The organism is Phenylobacterium sp. T106, from assembly GCF_057219735.1.
Window position 1 is genome coordinate 135526 of record NZ_JBXVWA010000008.1, and the last position, 14628, is coordinate 150153.

General features: G+C 71.2%; 24 protein-coding genes. 15 read left to right on the top strand and 9 right to left on the bottom strand.

What is annotated here, in order from left to right; translation table 11 throughout:
• Positions 1 to 16: 16 nt before the first annotated feature.
• On the top strand, positions 17 to 730 hold the full coding sequence (locus AC2D8W_RS17635; RefSeq protein ID WP_293482298.1) for a GGDEF domain-containing protein: 714 nt from the start codon (positions 17 to 19) through the stop codon (positions 728 to 730).
• A 331-nt stretch (positions 731 to 1061) separates the two neighbouring features.
• Here AC2D8W_RS17635 and AC2D8W_RS17640 read toward each other — a convergent pair whose 3' ends face one another.
• From AC2D8W_RS17640 to AC2D8W_RS17650, 3 genes are read right to left on the bottom strand one after another with little or no spacing between them, the layout of a single operon-like run.
• Positions 1062 to 1277, bottom strand: coding sequence for a YdcH family protein (locus AC2D8W_RS17640; protein WP_484672623.1), 216 nt, complete (start codon positions 1275 to 1277; stop codon positions 1062 to 1064).
• Between the two features lie 13 nt (positions 1278 to 1290).
• Positions 1291 to 1734 carry a TIGR02444 family protein gene (locus tag AC2D8W_RS17645; RefSeq protein ID WP_484672624.1) on the bottom strand — a complete coding sequence of 148 codons (444 nt, stop codon included), beginning with the start codon at positions 1732 to 1734 and terminating at the stop codon, positions 1291 to 1293.
• 3 nt (positions 1735 to 1737) lie between these two features.
• A complete protein-coding gene (locus AC2D8W_RS17650) occupies positions 1738 to 2337 on the bottom strand; it encodes a UbiX family flavin prenyltransferase (RefSeq protein WP_293482301.1) in 600 nt (199 codons plus the stop codon).
• Between the two features lie 124 nt (positions 2338 to 2461).
• On the opposite strand from AC2D8W_RS17650, the gene AC2D8W_RS17655 reads away from it, so the two are divergent.
• Positions 2462 to 2635: a YdcH family protein gene (locus tag AC2D8W_RS17655; RefSeq protein ID WP_293482302.1), complete on the top strand. Its 174-nt coding sequence runs from the start codon at positions 2462 to 2464 to the stop codon at positions 2633 to 2635.
• A 39-nt stretch (positions 2636 to 2674) separates the two neighbouring features.
• Here AC2D8W_RS17655 and AC2D8W_RS17660 read toward each other — a convergent pair whose 3' ends face one another.
• Both AC2D8W_RS17660 and AC2D8W_RS17665 read right to left on the bottom strand, forming a co-directional pair.
• The gene (locus AC2D8W_RS17660) at positions 2675 to 3367 is read right to left on the bottom strand and encodes a DUF1013 domain-containing protein (RefSeq protein WP_293482303.1); all 693 of its coding nucleotides are present in this window, start codon (positions 3365 to 3367) and stop codon (positions 2675 to 2677) included.
• A gap of 229 nt (positions 3368 to 3596) precedes the next feature.
• Positions 3597 to 3794, bottom strand: coding sequence for a hypothetical protein (locus tag AC2D8W_RS17665; protein WP_484672625.1), 198 nt, complete (start codon positions 3792 to 3794; stop codon positions 3597 to 3599).
• A gap of 109 nt (positions 3795 to 3903) precedes the next feature.
• Between AC2D8W_RS17665 and AC2D8W_RS17670 the strand changes: the two genes are divergently transcribed.
• Genes AC2D8W_RS17670 through AC2D8W_RS17680 form a run of 3 tightly spaced genes read left to right on the top strand, consistent with a single transcriptional unit; the run spans position 3904 to position 5408 of the window.
• Complete coding sequence (locus AC2D8W_RS17670) at positions 3904 to 4650, top strand: YebC/PmpR family DNA-binding transcriptional regulator (protein ID WP_484672626.1); 747 nt, start codon at positions 3904 to 3906, stop codon at positions 4648 to 4650.
• Complete coding sequence (locus tag AC2D8W_RS17675) at positions 4650 to 4865, top strand: hypothetical protein (RefSeq protein WP_484672627.1); 216 nt, start codon at positions 4650 to 4652, stop codon at positions 4863 to 4865. The genes AC2D8W_RS17670 and AC2D8W_RS17675 overlap by 1 nt, the downstream gene beginning before the upstream one ends.
• 51 nt (positions 4866 to 4916) lie before the next feature.
• Complete coding sequence (locus AC2D8W_RS17680; RefSeq protein ID WP_293480772.1) at positions 4917 to 5408, top strand: SRPBCC family protein; 492 nt, start codon at positions 4917 to 4919, stop codon at positions 5406 to 5408.
• 23 nt (positions 5409 to 5431) lie between these two features.
• Here AC2D8W_RS17680 and AC2D8W_RS17685 read toward each other — a convergent pair whose 3' ends face one another.
• Positions 5432 to 5650 (bottom strand): hypothetical protein, encoded by a 219-nt coding sequence (locus tag AC2D8W_RS17685; protein ID WP_293480770.1) that lies wholly within the window; start codon positions 5648 to 5650, stop codon positions 5432 to 5434.
• Between the two features lie 231 nt (positions 5651 to 5881).
• Here AC2D8W_RS17685 and AC2D8W_RS17690 point away from each other — a divergent pair, with 231 nt between their 5' ends.
• From AC2D8W_RS17690 to AC2D8W_RS17710, 5 genes are read left to right on the top strand one after another with little or no spacing between them, the layout of a single operon-like run.
• Entirely contained in the window at positions 5882 to 6031 is a 150-nt protein-coding gene (locus tag AC2D8W_RS17690; RefSeq protein WP_293480793.1) for a hypothetical protein, read from the top strand.
• On the top strand, positions 6028 to 6777 hold the full coding sequence (locus AC2D8W_RS17695) for an EcsC family protein (protein ID WP_484672703.1): 750 nt from the start codon (positions 6028 to 6030) through the stop codon (positions 6775 to 6777). Before AC2D8W_RS17690 ends, AC2D8W_RS17695 begins: the two co-directional genes overlap by 4 nt.
• A 3-nt stretch (positions 6778 to 6780) precedes the next feature.
• Positions 6781 to 7239, top strand: coding sequence for a nuclear transport factor 2 family protein (locus AC2D8W_RS17700; RefSeq protein WP_484672628.1), 459 nt, complete (start codon positions 6781 to 6783; stop codon positions 7237 to 7239).
• Between the two features lie 20 nt (positions 7240 to 7259).
• Positions 7260 to 8000, top strand: a complete 741-nt coding sequence (locus AC2D8W_RS17705; RefSeq protein ID WP_484672629.1) for a peptidylprolyl isomerase — start codon at positions 7260 to 7262, stop codon at positions 7998 to 8000.
• Positions 7997 to 8476: a cupin domain-containing protein gene (locus AC2D8W_RS17710; protein WP_484672630.1), complete on the top strand. Its 480-nt coding sequence runs from the start codon at positions 7997 to 7999 to the stop codon at positions 8474 to 8476. The genes AC2D8W_RS17705 and AC2D8W_RS17710 overlap by 4 nt, the downstream gene beginning before the upstream one ends.
• Positions 8477 to 8504: 28 nt before the next feature.
• Here AC2D8W_RS17710 and AC2D8W_RS17715 read toward each other — a convergent pair whose 3' ends face one another.
• Entirely contained in the window at positions 8505 to 9128 is a 624-nt protein-coding gene (locus AC2D8W_RS17715) for an adenylate/guanylate cyclase domain-containing protein (RefSeq protein ID WP_484672631.1), read from the bottom strand.
• Positions 9129 to 9233: 105 nt separating this feature from the next.
• On the opposite strand from AC2D8W_RS17715, the gene AC2D8W_RS17720 reads away from it, so the two are divergent.
• The 4 genes from AC2D8W_RS17720 to AC2D8W_RS17735 all read left to right on the top strand — a co-directional run bounded on the left by AC2D8W_RS17720 (position 9234) and on the right by AC2D8W_RS17735 (position 11834).
• Entirely contained in the window at positions 9234 to 10019 is a 786-nt protein-coding gene (locus AC2D8W_RS17720) for a site-2 protease family protein (protein ID WP_484672632.1), read from the top strand.
• A gap of 78 nt (positions 10020 to 10097) precedes the next feature.
• A complete protein-coding gene (locus tag AC2D8W_RS17725; RefSeq protein WP_484672633.1) occupies positions 10098 to 10826 on the top strand; it encodes an SHOCT domain-containing protein in 729 nt (242 codons plus the stop codon).
• A 108-nt stretch (positions 10827 to 10934) separates the two neighbouring features.
• Complete coding sequence (locus AC2D8W_RS17730; protein ID WP_484672634.1) at positions 10935 to 11120, top strand: hypothetical protein; 186 nt, start codon at positions 10935 to 10937, stop codon at positions 11118 to 11120.
• Positions 11121 to 11291: 171 nt separating this feature from the next.
• The gene (locus AC2D8W_RS17735; protein WP_484672635.1) at positions 11292 to 11834 is read left to right on the top strand and encodes a hypothetical protein; all 543 of its coding nucleotides are present in this window, start codon (positions 11292 to 11294) and stop codon (positions 11832 to 11834) included.
• 70 nt (positions 11835 to 11904) lie between these two features.
• On the opposite strand, the gene AC2D8W_RS17740 is transcribed toward AC2D8W_RS17735, so the two are convergent.
• Both AC2D8W_RS17740 and AC2D8W_RS17745 read right to left on the bottom strand, forming a co-directional pair.
• Positions 11905 to 12612, bottom strand: coding sequence for a PEPxxWA-CTERM sorting domain-containing protein (locus AC2D8W_RS17740; RefSeq protein ID WP_484672636.1), 708 nt, complete (start codon positions 12610 to 12612; stop codon positions 11905 to 11907).
• A gap of 130 nt (positions 12613 to 12742) precedes the next feature.
• Entirely contained in the window at positions 12743 to 13702 is a 960-nt protein-coding gene (locus AC2D8W_RS17745) for a hypothetical protein (RefSeq protein ID WP_484672637.1), read from the bottom strand.
• A 213-nt stretch (positions 13703 to 13915) separates the two neighbouring features.
• Between AC2D8W_RS17745 and AC2D8W_RS17750 the strand changes: the two genes are divergently transcribed.
• Positions 13916 to 14614, top strand: a complete 699-nt coding sequence (locus AC2D8W_RS17750; RefSeq protein WP_484672638.1) for a cistern family PEP-CTERM protein — start codon at positions 13916 to 13918, stop codon at positions 14612 to 14614.
• The last annotated feature ends 14 nt before the right edge of the window (positions 14615 to 14628 follow it).

Below are 14628 nucleotides of genomic sequence, written 5' to 3' on the forward strand. Positions count from 1 at the left end.
GGTCGGGGGGCGGGTCATGAAGGTAGGCGGCGCGCGCACCGATCCCTATTCGCCGGCGCGGCGTCCGGCGGGGGCGCGCCAGGCGACGGCGGCCGCGGCCGCGGCGAAACCGGACACCGTGGCGATCCTGGGCGTGCCCGAGCCCGAGATGACGCCGGCGGTCCAGGCGGCGATCCGCCACCTGCTGGCCGAACTGGACGAGCTGCGCAACGAGGTCGGCCGCCTGAAGGCGCGGCTCTCGCAGGCCGAGGCGCTGGCCGACCGCGACTCGCTGACCCCGCTCCTCAACCGGCGCGCCTTCGTGCGCGAACTGGCGCGGATCCGCACCTTCGCCGAGCGGTACGGCGCGCCCGCCAGCCTGGTCTACTTCGACCTCGACGGCTTCAAGGCGATCAACGACCGCCACGGCCACGGCGCCGGCGACGCGGCGATCCAGGCGGTAGCCGAGCGCCTCGCGGCCAACGTGCGCGAGAGCGACGTGCTGGGGCGCATGGGCGGCGACGAGTTCGCCCTGATCCTCGTGCAGACCGACCAGGCCACGGCCGAGGCCAAGGCCGCGGCGCTGGCCCAGGCCATGGAGGCCGAGCCGATCTCGTTTCCGGGCGGGAGCGCCCCCGTGCGGCTCAGCTACGGAGTGCGCGAGATCGTGGCCGACGCCGACCCCGAGTCTCTCGTCGCCGACGCCGACGCGGCCATGTTCGCCGCCAAGCGCCGCCGCAAGAGCGCCTGACGCCCTTCCCTTCCCGCTTGCGGGAAGGGGGGACCGCCCGCCGAGCGGAGCGAAGAGCGGGTGGTGGGAAGGGCGAGCGGCCGGCGAGGGCGCGTGTCTCGAGCGCAGCGCCTGGGGCTTACCCTTTCCACCCCTTTCCCGCAGGCGGGAAAGGAAGGGGGCGCGCTTGTTTCACCTTCCCCTCCCGCGCGCGGGAAGGGGGGACCGCCCGCCGAGCGAAGCGAAGAGCGGGTGGTGGGAAGGGCAGGCGGCGGGCAAGGCGGCGCGCCTTGAGTGCGGCGTGTGGGGCTTTCCCTTTCCACCCCTTTCCCGCAAGCGGGAAAGGAAGGGGTCAGGCGATGATGTCGGGGTTGAGGACGTCCTCGACGCGGGCGATGTCGTCCTTGATCAGCAGCTTCTTGCGCTTGAGGCGGCCAATCACGATCAGGTCCGGCACGGGCGTGGCCGCGAGGGCGTGGATCGCCGCGTCGAGATCGGCGTGGTCCTGACGCAGCTCCGCGAGACGCGCCTCCAGCGCCTCCTCGGTGAACGTCGAATAGTCGATCATCGGGCCGCGGTCCCTACCCCAGCGCCGCGGCGAGCTCGGCGAGCGCGGCGGCGGGCGCGGGCCTGTCCCACGCCGCGGACGCCGCTTCAAGCGCTTCCAGCGTGGTGGCGCCGCCGGACCCTCTGGAAAGGCCCTCCAGCGTCTCCATCAGCAGGCGCTCGGCCTCCAGTTCCAGGCGGTTCACGTCCTTGCGGAACGCCAGCCGCGCATCGTCGTCGAACGGCGGCAGAGGCGGCTTCAGGTCGCGGCGCACCGCGCGCAGCGGCTTCAGCGCCACCGCGTCCCAGGCGCGCGCCGCCGCGGCCGCGCGCTTCAGCAGTTCGGGGTCCTTCGCCTCGGCGTGCACGGCCCAGAGCAGGAACGAGGTGTTCTGCCCGTGCTCGTCCTGCAGCCTCAGCGTGGCCTCGGGCACGCCCGGCCGGGCGTAGGCCTCCAGCACCCATTCCCAGATCGCCAAGGCTCAGCCCTCGCCCTTGAGCGGGGCGATGTCCTCGCCCCAGCGTTTCACCGGCGCCCACGACAGCCCGAAGAGATCGAGGGCGCGCCCCACGGACTGGTCGACCATCTCGTCCAGGCTCTGCGGCCTGGCGTAGAAGGCCGGCAGGGGCGGGGCGATTACCGCCCCCATCTCGGCGAGCCGGACCATGGTGCGCAGATGGCCCAGGTGCAGCGGCGTCTCGCGCACCATCAGCACGAGGGGGCGGCGCTCCTTCAGCGTCACGTCGGCCGCGCGGGTCAGCAGCGACGACGTCACGCCCGTGGCGATCTCGCTCATGGTGCGCACCGAGCAGGGCGCCACGATCATGCCCAGCGTCTGGAACGAGCCCGACGCGATGGAGGCGCCCACGTCCGTGACCTTGTGGACCTGGTCGGCGCGGGCCTGCATGTCGGCCACCGAGAGGCCGGTCTCCTGGGCCAGGGTCAGCGCCGAGGAACGGCTCATGACGAGGTGGCTTTCCACGCCGAGGTCGCGGCAGGCGGCCAGCGCGCGAAGGCCGTAGAGGGCGCCGGATGCGCCTGAAACGCCCACGATCAGGCGCGGCTTCTCCGGCTTGGCCATTCAGGGATCCCCGACTCGAAGGCGGAACCGGTTCCCCGGCCGCCCTGCAACCATATGTGATCTGACAGCCGGCGGAAGCGGGTGTTCACTCGGAAGTCGCATGAACTGAGAGGAGGCACTTCGCATGGCGCTAGATGCCCGGATCCGCGAACTCGGATCCCGCCACCAGTCCCTGGAACAGGCGATCCAGGACGAGATGCGCAGGCCCTACGCCGACGACGTCAAGCTCAAGGAACTCAAGCGACAGAAACTCAGGCTCAAGGAGGAGATCGAGACCCTCCGGGGCCAGATCCACTGACGTGACGGGCCCTCGCCTCGCGGCGGGGGCCTTCGTCGTTCAGTCCTCGTCGTCGTCGCCGTCGTCGTGATCGGCGAAGACGGACTCGGCCGTGTGCTCGATCTCGCGCTCGGGCTCGGGTTCGTCGTCGATCACGCCGGTCTCGGAGGCCGGCAGCAGGGTGGCGCCCTCGGGCTCCACCACGCCGCGGCGGGCGTCGTCGCGGGCCTTCTTCTCGGCGGCCTTCTTCACCACCGCGTCCAGCTCGAGCTGGGTGGCGAGGCCGAGCGTCACCGGATCGACCGGCTTGATGTTGGCCGAGTTCCAGTGCTGGCGGTTGCGCACCTGGTCGATGGTGGCCTTGGTGGTGCCCAGCAGGCGGGCGACCTGGCTGTCGGGCACTTCCGGGTGGTTGCGGATGAACCAGGCGATGGCGTCCGGGCGGTCCTGGCGGCGCGACACGGGCGTGTAGCGCGGCGCCTTCTTCACGGGCTTCAGCAGCTCGGCGTGGCGGCTCTTCTGCGCCTTCATGCGGTAGTTCGGGTTCTTCTCGGCCGCGTCCAGCTCGTCGCGCGAAAGCTGGCCGTTGGCGATCGGGTCGGCGCCGCGGATGTCGCGCGCCACCTCGCCGTCGGCGATGCCCTTCACCTCCAGCGGGTGCAGTTCGCAGAAGTCCGCGATCTGGTCGAAGGTGAGCGAGGTGTTGTCGACCAGCCACACGGCGGTCGCCTTGGGCATCAGGATCTGGGTCATTTTCGTCGTCTCGGAAACGAAGGCGCCCGGCCTTTCGGCCGGGCGGTGAGGCTTCACATATAGGCCGGATGGCGGCGCGAGGGAACGGGATTCTCGCGACGCCGCCGGCGGAGGCGACAGCCTGGCGGCCGAGGGTCAGGAAGCAGCCGAGGACGTCAAGACCGGAGGTCGCGTCGAGCCGTTCATCAGCCCTCTGGGTCGGGGGCGTCGGCCGTCCCGAGGGCTGAGCTCAAGCCAGGGGCGGGACGGGGCCGCGGCGTGACGGCCGCCGGTTGAGCACGGCCAGGGCGCCCAGCCCGAGCAGGAGCCCCGCGCCGAACGCCGTGGCCAGGCCCGCCGGCCCGAGCAAGAGGCGGCCCGGCGCCATCCAGTGGACCAGTTCGCCGCTGGCGGCTTCGGGCTCCAGGGGTTCGATCGGCGGGCTCATGGCGCAGGCTCCGGTTGCCCGGGCCTAACCGCCGCCGTTGACGGGGGGTTCCGCCGGGCGCCCCGGGCGGGTTAGAAGCTGCGGCTTTCCTCGACCGCATCGACAGACCATGGCCGGCCACTCAAAGTTCAAGAACATCATGCACCGCAAGGGCCGAGCCGACGCGGCCCGCTCGAAGCTGTTCTCCAAGCTCTCGCGCGAGATCACCGTGGCGGCGAAGTCGGGGATGCCGGACCCGAACATGAACCCGCGCCTGCGGCTCGCGGTCCAGAACGCCAAGGCCGAGTCCATGCCGAAGGACGTGATCGACCGGGCCATCAAGAAGGCGATCGGCGGCGACGCCGAGACCTATGAGGAAATCCGCTACGAGGGCTTCGGACCGGGCGGCGTCGGCGTCATCGTCGAGGCGCTGACCGACAACCGCAACCGCGCCGCCTCCACGGTGCGCTCCACCTTCACCAAGCACGGCGGCAACCTGGGCGAGACCGGTTCGGTGTCGTTCATGTGGGACCGGGTGGGCCAGATCACCTACGCCGCTGCGGCCGGCTCCGAGGAAAAGGTCATGGAGGCCGCCATCGAGGCCGGCGCCGAGGACGTGGAGTCCGACGAGGATGGGCACACCATCTGGACCGCCTTCGAGCAACTCTCGGAGGTCGCCCAGGCGCTGGAGGGCACGCTGGGGGAAGCCAGTTCGACGCGGATCGCCTGGCGGCCCAAGGCGTTGACCCCCCTGAGCGGAGAACCGGTGGCGACGCTGATGAAGCTGATCGAGACGCTCGAGGACGACGACGACGTGCAGAACGTCTATTCCAACGCCGACATCTCGGCCGAGGACCTGGAGAAGCTGGCCGGCTGATGGGGCGCAAGCCATCCGAGCGTGACCGCGGCGACCCCCGGGTCACCGACCTGCGCGCCTATCGCCGCGAGCGGGACAAGGCCGCCCGCGCGCCGGCCGCGAAGCCGACGCGGCGCAGCGAGTCCCTGCTCGGCGCCAATCCCCGCGCCGGGCTCATCCTGGCGGTGGTCGTGGTGATATTCGCCCTGCTTTCCCTAGGGCCAATCTTCCTCTGAGCGGCGAACGGCGGATATGCTCGCCGCAATCATCAGGGGAGGCTCCACGCCATGAAACTCGCAACCGGGCTCGCCGCGGCGGCCGCCGCGCTGGGCCTCGCCGCCCAGGCCCAGGCCGGCGACTATGTCTCGATCGTCCAGGAGACGACCATCGACGCGCCCGCCGACGTGGCGTGGGCCAAGCTCAAGGGCTACTGCGAGATCGGCAAGTGGCTGCGGCCCGGCATGACCATCCCGTGCGAGGTCACCTCGGGGACGGACGGGGAGCTGGGCGCCCTGCGCAAGATCGCCGGCCGCGTGGAAGAGGTCATCGTGGCCCGCACGCCGATGTCCTACACCTACGCCGACATCGATCCGAAGATCCTCTACCACGGCACGGTCGAAGTCCGGCCGGTCGACAAGAAGTCGTCCAAGCTGATCTACAGCCTGTTCTACGACCAGACGAGCATCCCGGCCGACCAGCGCGAAGCCAACCGCAACGGCCGCGCGACCACCTTCGCCGGGGTCATGAAGGCCATGAAGGCGCAGGCCGAAGCGAAGTAGCCGTCGCCGGGCGGGCGCAGCGCTCAGTTCGGAGGATCACCCGGGGCCGGCGTGGGCGGCGCGGGGGCGGCCGCGGCGCCGGCCTTGAGCGCAGCCTCGCTGTCGGCCCCGGCCTGCGCGGAGTCCACCGCCGCCTGCCGGGCCTGCTCGTTTTCGACCACCGCCGAGACCTCCCGGCTCGCGCCGCCGCCGCTCGCGCAGCCGGCCAGCGCCAGCATGACCATCGCGAAGAGCGCGCGCACGGCTAGCGGCCCCTCGGCGAGCTGGCGCCGTCGACGCTCTGCGGCGAGCTGTCGCAGCCGGCGAGGGCGGCGTCCGCGAGCGCCGCCGCGGCGCAAAGGCTGATCATCCGCATCTGCATGCTCCTATGGGGTGGATCGCATGCGAACCCGCCGGACCCGATCGAGTTCCGGATTCGACCGCACGCGCCGCCATGGCTAGAACGTCGCCGGTCGACGGGGGACAGGACGCCAATGCAGAGACGCAAGGTCGATCGCGCGCAGCGCATGCGCGCCCGGCGAATCTGGTGGGAACGCAACGGCGCCTTCGTTCGGGGCGCGCTGGCGGGCAGCGTCATCACCGCGATCGCCGCCTGGATCCTGCAGATGGTGACGGCGTCATAGCCCGCGCGTCGCCTCCCTTCGCCGCCACCGATGCGGCCTACGAGCACTGGGCGGCCGCCGAGGTCGCCCGCTGGCGGGACGAGGTCCTCAGGCGCGCGAACCTTCTCGACCGCGCCGCCAAGGGCGTGCAGGGGCGCATCAACCGGCTGATCCCCGAAAAGGTGCACGCGGCCGTCACCTCCGTGATGGAGGGCCTGACGCGCACCATCCTGACGGGCGCCGACCTGACCACCGCCGCGCCGATCGCCGGCGCCTCGCTGCGCGAACGCGACCGACGGGCGCTGGAAGCGATCGAGGGCTACCGCACCACCGCCGCCGTCGAGGGCGGCGTCGCCGGCGCCGGCGGCTTCTGGCTGGCGCTGGCCGACTTCCCCGCGCTGCTGGTGATCAAGATCAAGCTGCTGTTCGACCTCGCGGCGATCTACGGGCACGAGGCCGACCGCTTCGAGGAGCGGCTGTACATCCTGGCGCTCTTCCAGCTGGCGTTCTCCAGCGCCGACCATCGGGCGGAGGTGTTCGCCGGCCTGGAGGGCTGGGACGGCCGCGACCATCCGGCGGACTTCGAGCACTTCGACTGGCGGCGCTTCCAGCAGGAGTACCGCGACTACATCGACCTCGCGAAGCTGGCGCAGATGATCCCGGTCGTCGGCGCGCCGATCGGCGCCTTCGTGAACTACCGCCTGCTCGAGCGGCTGGGCGACACGGCGATGAACGGCTACCGCATGCGCTGGCTCGCGCGTTCCTGAACCATGCGCGCGCTCGTCCTCGCCCTCGTGATCGCCACGCCGGCCGCGGCGCAGACCCGGATCAGCGACGCGGACGTGCGCGCCTTCGTGGTCCGCCAGCAGGCCGCGTGGAACGCGGGTCGGCTGGACGCCTACTTCGCGGCCTTCACTCCCGACGCGACGTTCACCGACCAGGCCTACAACGGGGGCAAGCCCCCCGTGCCCTACGGGACGGCCACCCTGGCCGAGGCCCGCGCCCAGACCCTCAAAGCGGTGGCGAAGGCGCAGCCGCGCGAGGCCGCGCGGGTGTTCCGAATCGCGATCGCCGCGGACGGCCGCTCGGCCAAGGTGACCACCAGCGTTGGGATCCAGGCGGGATCGCGCCGCATGTGCGCCAGCCGCGTGCAGACGGTGGTGCTGGCGGAGGGCGGCCTGAAGTCCCGCGGCCAGACCGACACCTACATCCGCTGTCGCGCGCGCTGAGGCCGCGCTAACCTGCGGCCATGCTCCGCCGCTCTCTCCTGGCGCTCGCCGCCGCCTTCGCCGTCACCGCCGCCCAGGCCCAGACGCCACCTGCCGCGCCGCCCGCCGCCCCGCCCGCGGCGGCCCCCGCGCCCAAGCCCCTGCCGCAGGTGAGGATCCAGACCAGCGAGGGCGACATCGTCGTCGAGCTCGCCACCGACAAGGCGCCGGTCACGGCGGCGAACTTCCTGCGCTACACCGACCGGGGCCTGTTCAACGGCGCCACGTTCTACCGGGCGTCGCGGCCCAAGGGGTACGCGGGCACGGACTACGGCTCGATCCAGGGCGGCCTGCAGAACGACCCCAAGAAGGTGCTGCCGCCGATCCGGCACGAGCCCACCACGCTGACGGGCCTGAAGCACCAGACCGGGACCATCTCCATGGGGCGGCACGCGCCGGGGACAGCCCAGGCGGACTGGTTCATCACCCTGGGCGACATGAGCTACCTGGACGCCGACCCCAAGGACCCGAAGAATCCCGGCTTCGCCGCCTTCGGCCGCGTCGTGGCGGGCCTGGACGTGGTGCAGAAGATCATCGCCCTGCCCGTCGATCCGAACCGCGGGGAAGGCGCCATGAAGGGCGAGATGCTGGTGAAGCCCGTGCGGATCGTCCGCGTCAGCCGCCACGCCCCGCCGCCGCCGGCCCAGCCCGCCGCGGCGCCGGCCACGACGGCTCCGGCCCCCGCCACGGCCCCCGCCACGGCCCAGGCGCCCACGCCATGAACGACGACGCCCCGCAGATCCCGGACGACGGCTGGAAGCACACCGGCGTGCGCGTGGTGCCCGGCGACCAGCTGGCCCCCGCCACCGCCACCACGCCCGGCATGGACCGCGCCGTGGCCATCGACCGCGCGCGGATGGGGGCCCAGAAGCTGTGGGCTGGCACGGTGCACATCCACGCCAACGCCAAGACCGGCGCCCACCACCACGGCCCGCTGGAAAGCGTGATCTACGTGGTGTCCGGCCGGGCGCGCATGCGCTGGGGCGAACGGCTGGAGTTCACGGCCGAGGCCGGGCCGGGCGACTTCATCTATGTGCCGCCCTATGTGCCGCACCAGGAGATCAACGCCTCCACCGACGAGCCGCTGTCGTGCGTGCTGGTCCGCTCCGACTCCGAGGCGGTGGTGGTGAACCTGGACATAGAGCCCGCCGAACGCCCCGAAGGCGTCGCCTGGATCGACCCCATCCACCGGACCTGAGGCGGCACGGGCCGCCGCGGGCCCGACGTTACGTGACCGCGTGGTAGGTCAGGGCGAGGCCCGAGATGCTGGCGCGTTCCTCGGTGGAGGGGACGGCGGGGTCCAGTTGGCGACGGGCGGCGTCGGTGAGCAGGACCATGCCGCCCTGGGCCACGTCCTCGCCCAGCTTGGAGGCAAGGTTCACCTCGTCGCCGAACAGGTCCTCGTCGCCGGGCGCCAGGATGTCGCCGTAGCCGATGCCGATCGCCGCGTAGAGGCGCCGGCTGGCGGGCAGCAGGACGTTGACGGTGGAGAGCTGGCGCATGATCTCGCGCGCGGCCTTCACCGCCGGCGCCACCTCGTCGAACAGGCAGTAGAGGTTGTCGGCCTCGGCCTTCACCAGCACCCCGCCCAGCCCCTCGATCGTCGGCACCGCCAGCAGCCGCATCTGGTGGATCATCACCAGGAACGAGACCACGCCGTGCACTTGGGTGGTGCGCGAGAAGCCGCTCATGTCGAGCACCAGAACCGCGCGGCGCTTGGTGAACTCGGCCTCGATCTGGGCCGAGATCTCGCCCCGGCGCTCGGGCTCCTCGATGATCTGCGACAGGAGGGCGTAGAGCCGGTCGTGCGGGTTCTGCGGCGATGCGGCCTCGGACGCGGCGCTGGTCATCCGTTCGCTCTCCCTCGCGGCATGGGCGCGATGCCACCGCCCCGGCCCGGACCTGTCAAGGCGAGCCCTTGCGGAAGGTCGCGGAAAGCCCCACCCCTCTGCGGGATGACGGACGACGCCCTGGACCCCGCGCCCGCGAAGGCCGCCGCCCCGCCGAACAACCTGGTGGGCCTGGGCCTCCTGGCGGCGTTCGTCGCGCTAGGCTGGAGCCTGACGCTCGATCCCGCCGGCCGCACGCCGCTGACCTTCGCCTTCGTGATGGTGGGCTGGGTGCTCGCGGTCATGGCCCACGAGTTCGCCCACGCGGGCACGGCGTTCCTCGCCGGCGACCACACCGTCCGAGAGAAGGGCTACCTGAGCTTCGACCCGCGCCGCTACGGCGACATCGGGACCAGTCTCGTGATCCCGCTGATCGCCCTGGCCCTGGGCGGCATCGGCTTCCCGGGCGGGGCCGTGTACCTGCGCAACGACCTGATGCGCGGCCCGACGTGGCGCGCCGCCGCCTCGCTGGCCGGGCCCGCCGCGACCCTGGTCGTGCTGCTCGTCCTCGCCGGCGTGCTGGCCCTGTGGAGCCGCACGGCGCTGCCGAACGGGCTCTTCGCGGGCCTCGCGATGCTGGCGTTCCTCCAGGCCACGGCCCTCATCCTGAACCTGCTGCCGGTCCCGGGCCTGGACGGCTTCAACGCCATCCGGCCGTTCCTGCCGCCGGGGCTCGCCGCGCGGGTGGCGCGCTACGAAGGCCTCGCGCTCATCGCGCTGCTGGGCCTGCTGCTGCTGGTCCCCGGGTTCGGTGCGCTGCTGTTCGGCGCGGCCGCCGACCTGGCCCGCGCCCTCGGCGTGCCGGGCCCGGCGATCGCGGAAGGCTGGGCGGCCTTCCACTTCTGGCGATGACGGGCGCCTGATCCGCGCTTGAGCGCCGCCCGGCGCCCCGATACCGTCCCTCCGTCGGGTCCGTGAGCGGAGGGCGGCATGCTGGGCGTCACCGAGATCATGAAGGCGCTCGGGCTGTGGGCGCTCGTGGCGCTCGCCGCCTACGGGGCCAGCCTGAGCCCGCTGGGCGGCTGGGCCTGGCTGATCCTGGTCGCGCCGCTCGCCGCCTGGATCGGGCTCGTCTTCGTGGGCGCGCCCGCGCGGGCGGCCAAGGCCGAGGCCATCCTGGCGCGCACGTTGATGACCGGCGAGACGGTCACCGCCCAGGCGATCCAGCATCGCGTCTTCGCCCTCTTCCGCCGCCGCACGTCGCTGGCCATCACGTCGAGCCGGGTCGTCGCGGTGCATCGCGGGCTGCTCGGCGGGTTCCGGATGGCCGACATGCAGTGGAAGGATCTGAAGGACGTCCGCATCGAGGCGAACATGCTGGAGGGTCTGTGCGGCGCGAACCTGGCGTTCGACACCCTGGTCGCAGGCTATGCCGGGATCGCGGTCCCCGGCGTGCCCAGCGGGCCGGCCACCGAGATGTACGCCAAGGCCCAGTACGAGGAGCAGGCCTGGGAGGAGAAGCGGCGCATCCGGAGCCTCGAGGAGACCCGCGCGGCCTCGGGCGGCGTGACCATCGGCGGACACGGCGGCGAGGCGGGGGCCCCGGCGACCGAGCGCATGGTCGACGAGATCCGCAAGGCCAAGGAGCTGCTGGACTCCGGCGCCGTCAGCGACGCCGAGTTCCAGGAGATGAAGGCCAAGATCCTGGGCCGCGCCTGACCCCAGGATTCCGCCGGTTTTCCCCAGGCAAGTGTTCCGTGCGCGCCTCAGTTGCTGGCGCGAAACAATGCGTGCACGATAGGTTTGCTTGGTTCTGGGGGGACCGACATGCTCTTTGTCCTGAGCGGGGTGGGACAGGATCTGGCGTGGCCGGTCGACGCGGGCGTCCTGGGCGCCTTCGACGACGCGGTGCGGGCAGCCGAGGCGCTGCTCGAACGATATCCGACCTGCGAAGCCGTGGAGATCTTCACCGACGGGCGTTTCGTCCGCGACGTGGAGCGGCTGCCAAACTGACGCAGCGGACTAACCGCGTTTGTCACGAAGCAGCCTGCCGTTTAAGGTCAGGCTTGCTGGAGGCAACTCAACGGGAGCAGCCAGTGGGGCGGGTTCCGAGGTCAGCACCGGATACCGCGCCTTTCCCGCCCGGGCGCAATCTGCGACTGCGTTTCCCGTTGTGAGATCACCATGAACCAGACCTTCCGCACGTGCGGGACCTGCAGCCTCTGCTGCAAGGCCATGGGCATCGAGGAACTGAACAAGCCCGCGGGCGTCTGGTGCGAGCACGCCCGGCCGGGGCGCCCCGGCGGGGCCTGTTCCATCCACGAGACGCGCTATCCGATCTGCCGCGGATTCCACTGCCAGTGGATCGTGAGCCCGGATGTCCCCGAGGAACTGAAGCCCAGCAAGTGCAAGGTGATCCTCACGGGGGTCCAGGGCGCCCGGGACGACCAACTCGTCGCATACTGCGATCCAGCCGACCCGGGGGCGTGGCGGCGCGGGGCGATCTACGCCTTCCTGAAGCGCCAGACCCGGCGGCCCGATGGGCGTCCGCGGACGGTGATCGTGCGGGTGGGGCCACGCTACTGGCTGGTCACGCACGATGCCGACCTCGACCTCGGCGAGGCGGGCGGCCGCAAGCGATTCCAGATCGAACCGGGCCCCGACGGCCGGCCGGTCGCCAGACTGGTGGAGGACACGAGCCAGTCCGGTCGGCCCGCGGAGGCTTAGGGCGTCCACATACGAAAAGGTCCCCGACGCAAGGCCGGGGACCCTTGGAACGTTCAGACTGAGCGGCGGCTCAGATGGCGGAAACCCACCTGCGCCGCTGCCGCAAGGCGTACCCTGCGCCGCCGAAGCCCAGGATCATCAGGCCCCAGGTGCTCGGCTCGGGCACGGCCGTTACCGGGCAGTTGGCGATGCAACGGGCATCGCGCGCCGCGACATTGATGGATTGGCCATTGGTCGGCTGGATGTGCGCGAAGAACCACCAGCCGCCTGCGTTCGAGTTGAAGCGATTGCCGTCGCCCAGGTCCACCACGAGTCCGCCGGCGCCCGGGACAACGCCCGTCCCCGCAAAGGTCAGGCCGTTCGCATTGTAGGCGGTGAACTTGAGCGGATCGACGCGGGCGTTCTTGCCGCTAGCGTTGATGTAGAAGTGATCGGTGAACGTGCCCCACGGCGCGTGGGTGTAGGCGTTCGGGCTGTAGATGACGTCAGGGCTGCTATGGTTCTCAGTGACCAGGGTCGCGCCGTCGTCGAGGAAGTTGAACGCGAAGAGCGCGTTGGTGCCAGACTGCTGCAGCACGCCGTCATAGACGGTCGCGGTGATGTTGACAGTCTTGCCGTCGCCGACCTCCTCGATGAGGACTTCGCCGAACGGGCCGCCCGGCGTCGGGCCGTTCACGTCCCAGTGGTCGATGATCGACAGGTAGGTGGCCGCCGAGGCGGACGTCGCCGCCATGCTCAACGCGCCTGCGGCCACTGCCGCCAAGAGTTTCAGCTTCATTCTGTTCTATCCCCGGATCGGGGCCCCCAATCACACTGCAGGGGTAATGACATCTTAACCGGAGGTTTGAGACTCGAACGCCTGAAAGGAGAATCCGCCGCCTAAAGCGTGTGGCCCTTTCAGGAGCGGCTCAGCGGTCCGCCGGGTCCTCGTTCATGCGTCGCCGCGCTTCCGCGTACGGGGATGCGAAGGGATGCACCCCGAGCGTCTGGCGGACCTCGTCCAGGCGGAGGTTCCACAGCTCCGGCCACGGCGCACCGAGCAGCAGCGGCGTCTCGCGTCCGTGCGCCCATGCCCTGAAGATGCAGTCGAGCCGCAGGTCGACGCTCTCGGGGCGCGCAAGGCTGAGCGCCGTCAGTGTCGCGGCCGTGGAGAGCGCCGAGTAGTGGTGTCCCACCTGCCCCATCAGGAAGGCGCCGAAGGCCACCCGGTCCAGGCGCGCCGGCCCGTACCCCGCGACCACGCCCAGCACCGCCAGGGACTGGATGGTGTGCACGTTGATGTAGGCGAGCGGCGGAGGCATGTGCCGCAGCAGCGCCACCAGCCCGCCGCCGAACGGCGCCGCAAACCTGTCGCCGCCGGCCAGCAGGTCCTGGCGGAGCAGGAAGCCGAGCGATGCGGGCGGGCATCCTTCCATCGCGGCGGGATCGTACGGCTCGGGAATGCCATCGGCGGCCGCTTCCGCGACGCCCGGATAATCCATCGCCGCAGCCGCCATCCGCGTGTTGATGCGCGGATCCAGCTCGCCGGCCGCGCGCAGCGTGGCCGCCGCCGCAGCCTGTTGGGTCGCGTCCGCGGGCAGACTCACGAGGTCCCAGAAGGCGGCCCAGAACCGCCTCGAGATCGGCAACGGCTCCTCGAGCCGCAACCGGGGCGGGAAAACCGGCTGCGACAGCCAGCCGGCGGCGGCGTTGTCGTAGACGTCCATCAACCGCTCGGGCGAGGCGGCCGCCACATGCACGGCCTTGGCTGCCAGGGCGCGCAGCCCCACCGTCGTCACGCCCCGCCGAAGGCCCACGGCCACCGCGCCGGCGTCGCCGCCGCCTGTCGCGGCCATCTTTTCGAAGGCGTCCTTCGCCGTGGCCCGCATGCCTGCGTTCCCCTGGTGGGCCAATCAATTCCGCGCCCGACAAGACTGCCAGTGGCGACGGTGGGCTGTCGAGCGGCTCCAGGTTGCAGGCGCCGCCGCCCGATCCCGCCCGCCACACGCTCGCCTGGAGGGAGAATCTTCAATCTTTAGCGCGAGGCTTGAGGTAATGCGGTGATCTCAGGACACGCCACGCTTATTCATGGGGCAACGGTGATGCGTAACATTTTCAGCGGCCTTGCCTTAGCGGCTGCGATCGCGGCGGCGAATCCCGCCGTGGCGGCCGTGGTGCTCGAGTTCAACCCCTCGTGGGGGTCCACGGAGAACACCGGCGCGACCGCGACGGCGACGTTCACGTTCACCGACGTCGGCTCGAACGTCCAGATGGACCTGGTGCTGGCGAACACCACGGACGGCACGGACGGCCTGGGCGCCACGTCGGCGACGCTGGTGGCGTTCGCCTTCGACCTGCCGACGTTCGCGGGCCTGACCTACAGCTCGAACGGCACGACCTTCACCAAGCTGTGGACCAATCCGTCGCTTCCGCCGCTCGGCACGTTCGACCGCGGCATCAGCCTGAACCGCAACAGCTTCGGCGGCGGCAATGCCAACGGCGGCGTGACGGCCGGCAATTCGCTGGGGATGGTCCGCTTCAACATCGACACCAGCCTGATCGCCGCGGACTTCGAGACCGCGTTCGCGGCCGGCTATCTCGCGAACGGGACCCTCGATGCGGCCGTGCGCTTCCAGCAGGTCAACGCGGGCGGGGGTTCCGACAAGGTGTTCGGCGGCCTGCCGCCGCCGCCCGACCCGCCGCCGACCATCGTGCCTGAGCCGTCGGCCTGGGCGCTGATGATCACGGGCTTCATGGGCGCGGGCATGGTCCTTCGCCGGCGGCGCGCCGTCGCGGCCTGAGCGCGGGATTTCAG

Coding starts and splice junctions, on each gene's coding strand:
- AC2D8W_RS17635 (WP_293482298.1), top strand. CDS start 17: ATGAAGGTAGGCGGCGCGCGCACCGATCCCTATTCGCCGGCGCGGCGT.
- AC2D8W_RS17640 (WP_484672623.1), bottom strand. CDS start 1,277: ATGATCGACTATTCGACGTTCACCGAGGAGGCGCTGGAGGCGCGTCTC.
- AC2D8W_RS17650 (WP_293482301.1), bottom strand. CDS start 2,337: ATGGCCAAGCCGGAGAAGCCGCGCCTGATCGTGGGCGTTTCAGGCGCA.
- AC2D8W_RS17655 (WP_293482302.1), top strand. CDS start 2,462: ATGGCGCTAGATGCCCGGATCCGCGAACTCGGATCCCGCCACCAGTCC.
- AC2D8W_RS17660 (WP_293482303.1), bottom strand. CDS start 3,367: ATGACCCAGATCCTGATGCCCAAGGCGACCGCCGTGTGGCTGGTCGAC.
- AC2D8W_RS17665 (WP_484672625.1), bottom strand. CDS start 3,794: ATGAGCCCGCCGATCGAACCCCTGGAGCCCGAAGCCGCCAGCGGCGAA.
- AC2D8W_RS17670 (WP_484672626.1), top strand. CDS start 3,904: ATGGCCGGCCACTCAAAGTTCAAGAACATCATGCACCGCAAGGGCCGA.
- AC2D8W_RS17675 (WP_484672627.1), top strand. CDS start 4,650: ATGGGGCGCAAGCCATCCGAGCGTGACCGCGGCGACCCCCGGGTCACC.
- AC2D8W_RS17680 (WP_293480772.1), top strand. CDS start 4,917: ATGAAACTCGCAACCGGGCTCGCCGCGGCGGCCGCCGCGCTGGGCCTC.
- AC2D8W_RS17690 (WP_293480793.1), top strand. CDS start 5,882: ATGCAGAGACGCAAGGTCGATCGCGCGCAGCGCATGCGCGCCCGGCGA.
- AC2D8W_RS17700 (WP_484672628.1), top strand. CDS start 6,781: ATGCGCGCGCTCGTCCTCGCCCTCGTGATCGCCACGCCGGCCGCGGCG.
- AC2D8W_RS17705 (WP_484672629.1), top strand. CDS start 7,260: ATGCTCCGCCGCTCTCTCCTGGCGCTCGCCGCCGCCTTCGCCGTCACC.
- AC2D8W_RS17710 (WP_484672630.1), top strand. CDS start 7,997: ATGAACGACGACGCCCCGCAGATCCCGGACGACGGCTGGAAGCACACC.
- AC2D8W_RS17715 (WP_484672631.1), bottom strand. CDS start 9,128: ATGACCAGCGCCGCGTCCGAGGCCGCATCGCCGCAGAACCCGCACGAC.
- AC2D8W_RS17720 (WP_484672632.1), top strand. CDS start 9,234: ATGACGGACGACGCCCTGGACCCCGCGCCCGCGAAGGCCGCCGCCCCG.
- AC2D8W_RS17725 (WP_484672633.1), top strand. CDS start 10,098: ATGCTGGGCGTCACCGAGATCATGAAGGCGCTCGGGCTGTGGGCGCTC.
- AC2D8W_RS17730 (WP_484672634.1), top strand. CDS start 10,935: ATGCTCTTTGTCCTGAGCGGGGTGGGACAGGATCTGGCGTGGCCGGTC.
- AC2D8W_RS17735 (WP_484672635.1), top strand. CDS start 11,292: ATGAACCAGACCTTCCGCACGTGCGGGACCTGCAGCCTCTGCTGCAAG.
- AC2D8W_RS17740 (WP_484672636.1), bottom strand. CDS start 12,612: ATGAAGCTGAAACTCTTGGCGGCAGTGGCCGCAGGCGCGTTGAGCATG.
- AC2D8W_RS17745 (WP_484672637.1), bottom strand. CDS start 13,702: ATGCGGGCCACGGCGAAGGACGCCTTCGAAAAGATGGCCGCGACAGGC.
- AC2D8W_RS17750 (WP_484672638.1), top strand. CDS start 13,916: ATGCGTAACATTTTCAGCGGCCTTGCCTTAGCGGCTGCGATCGCGGCG.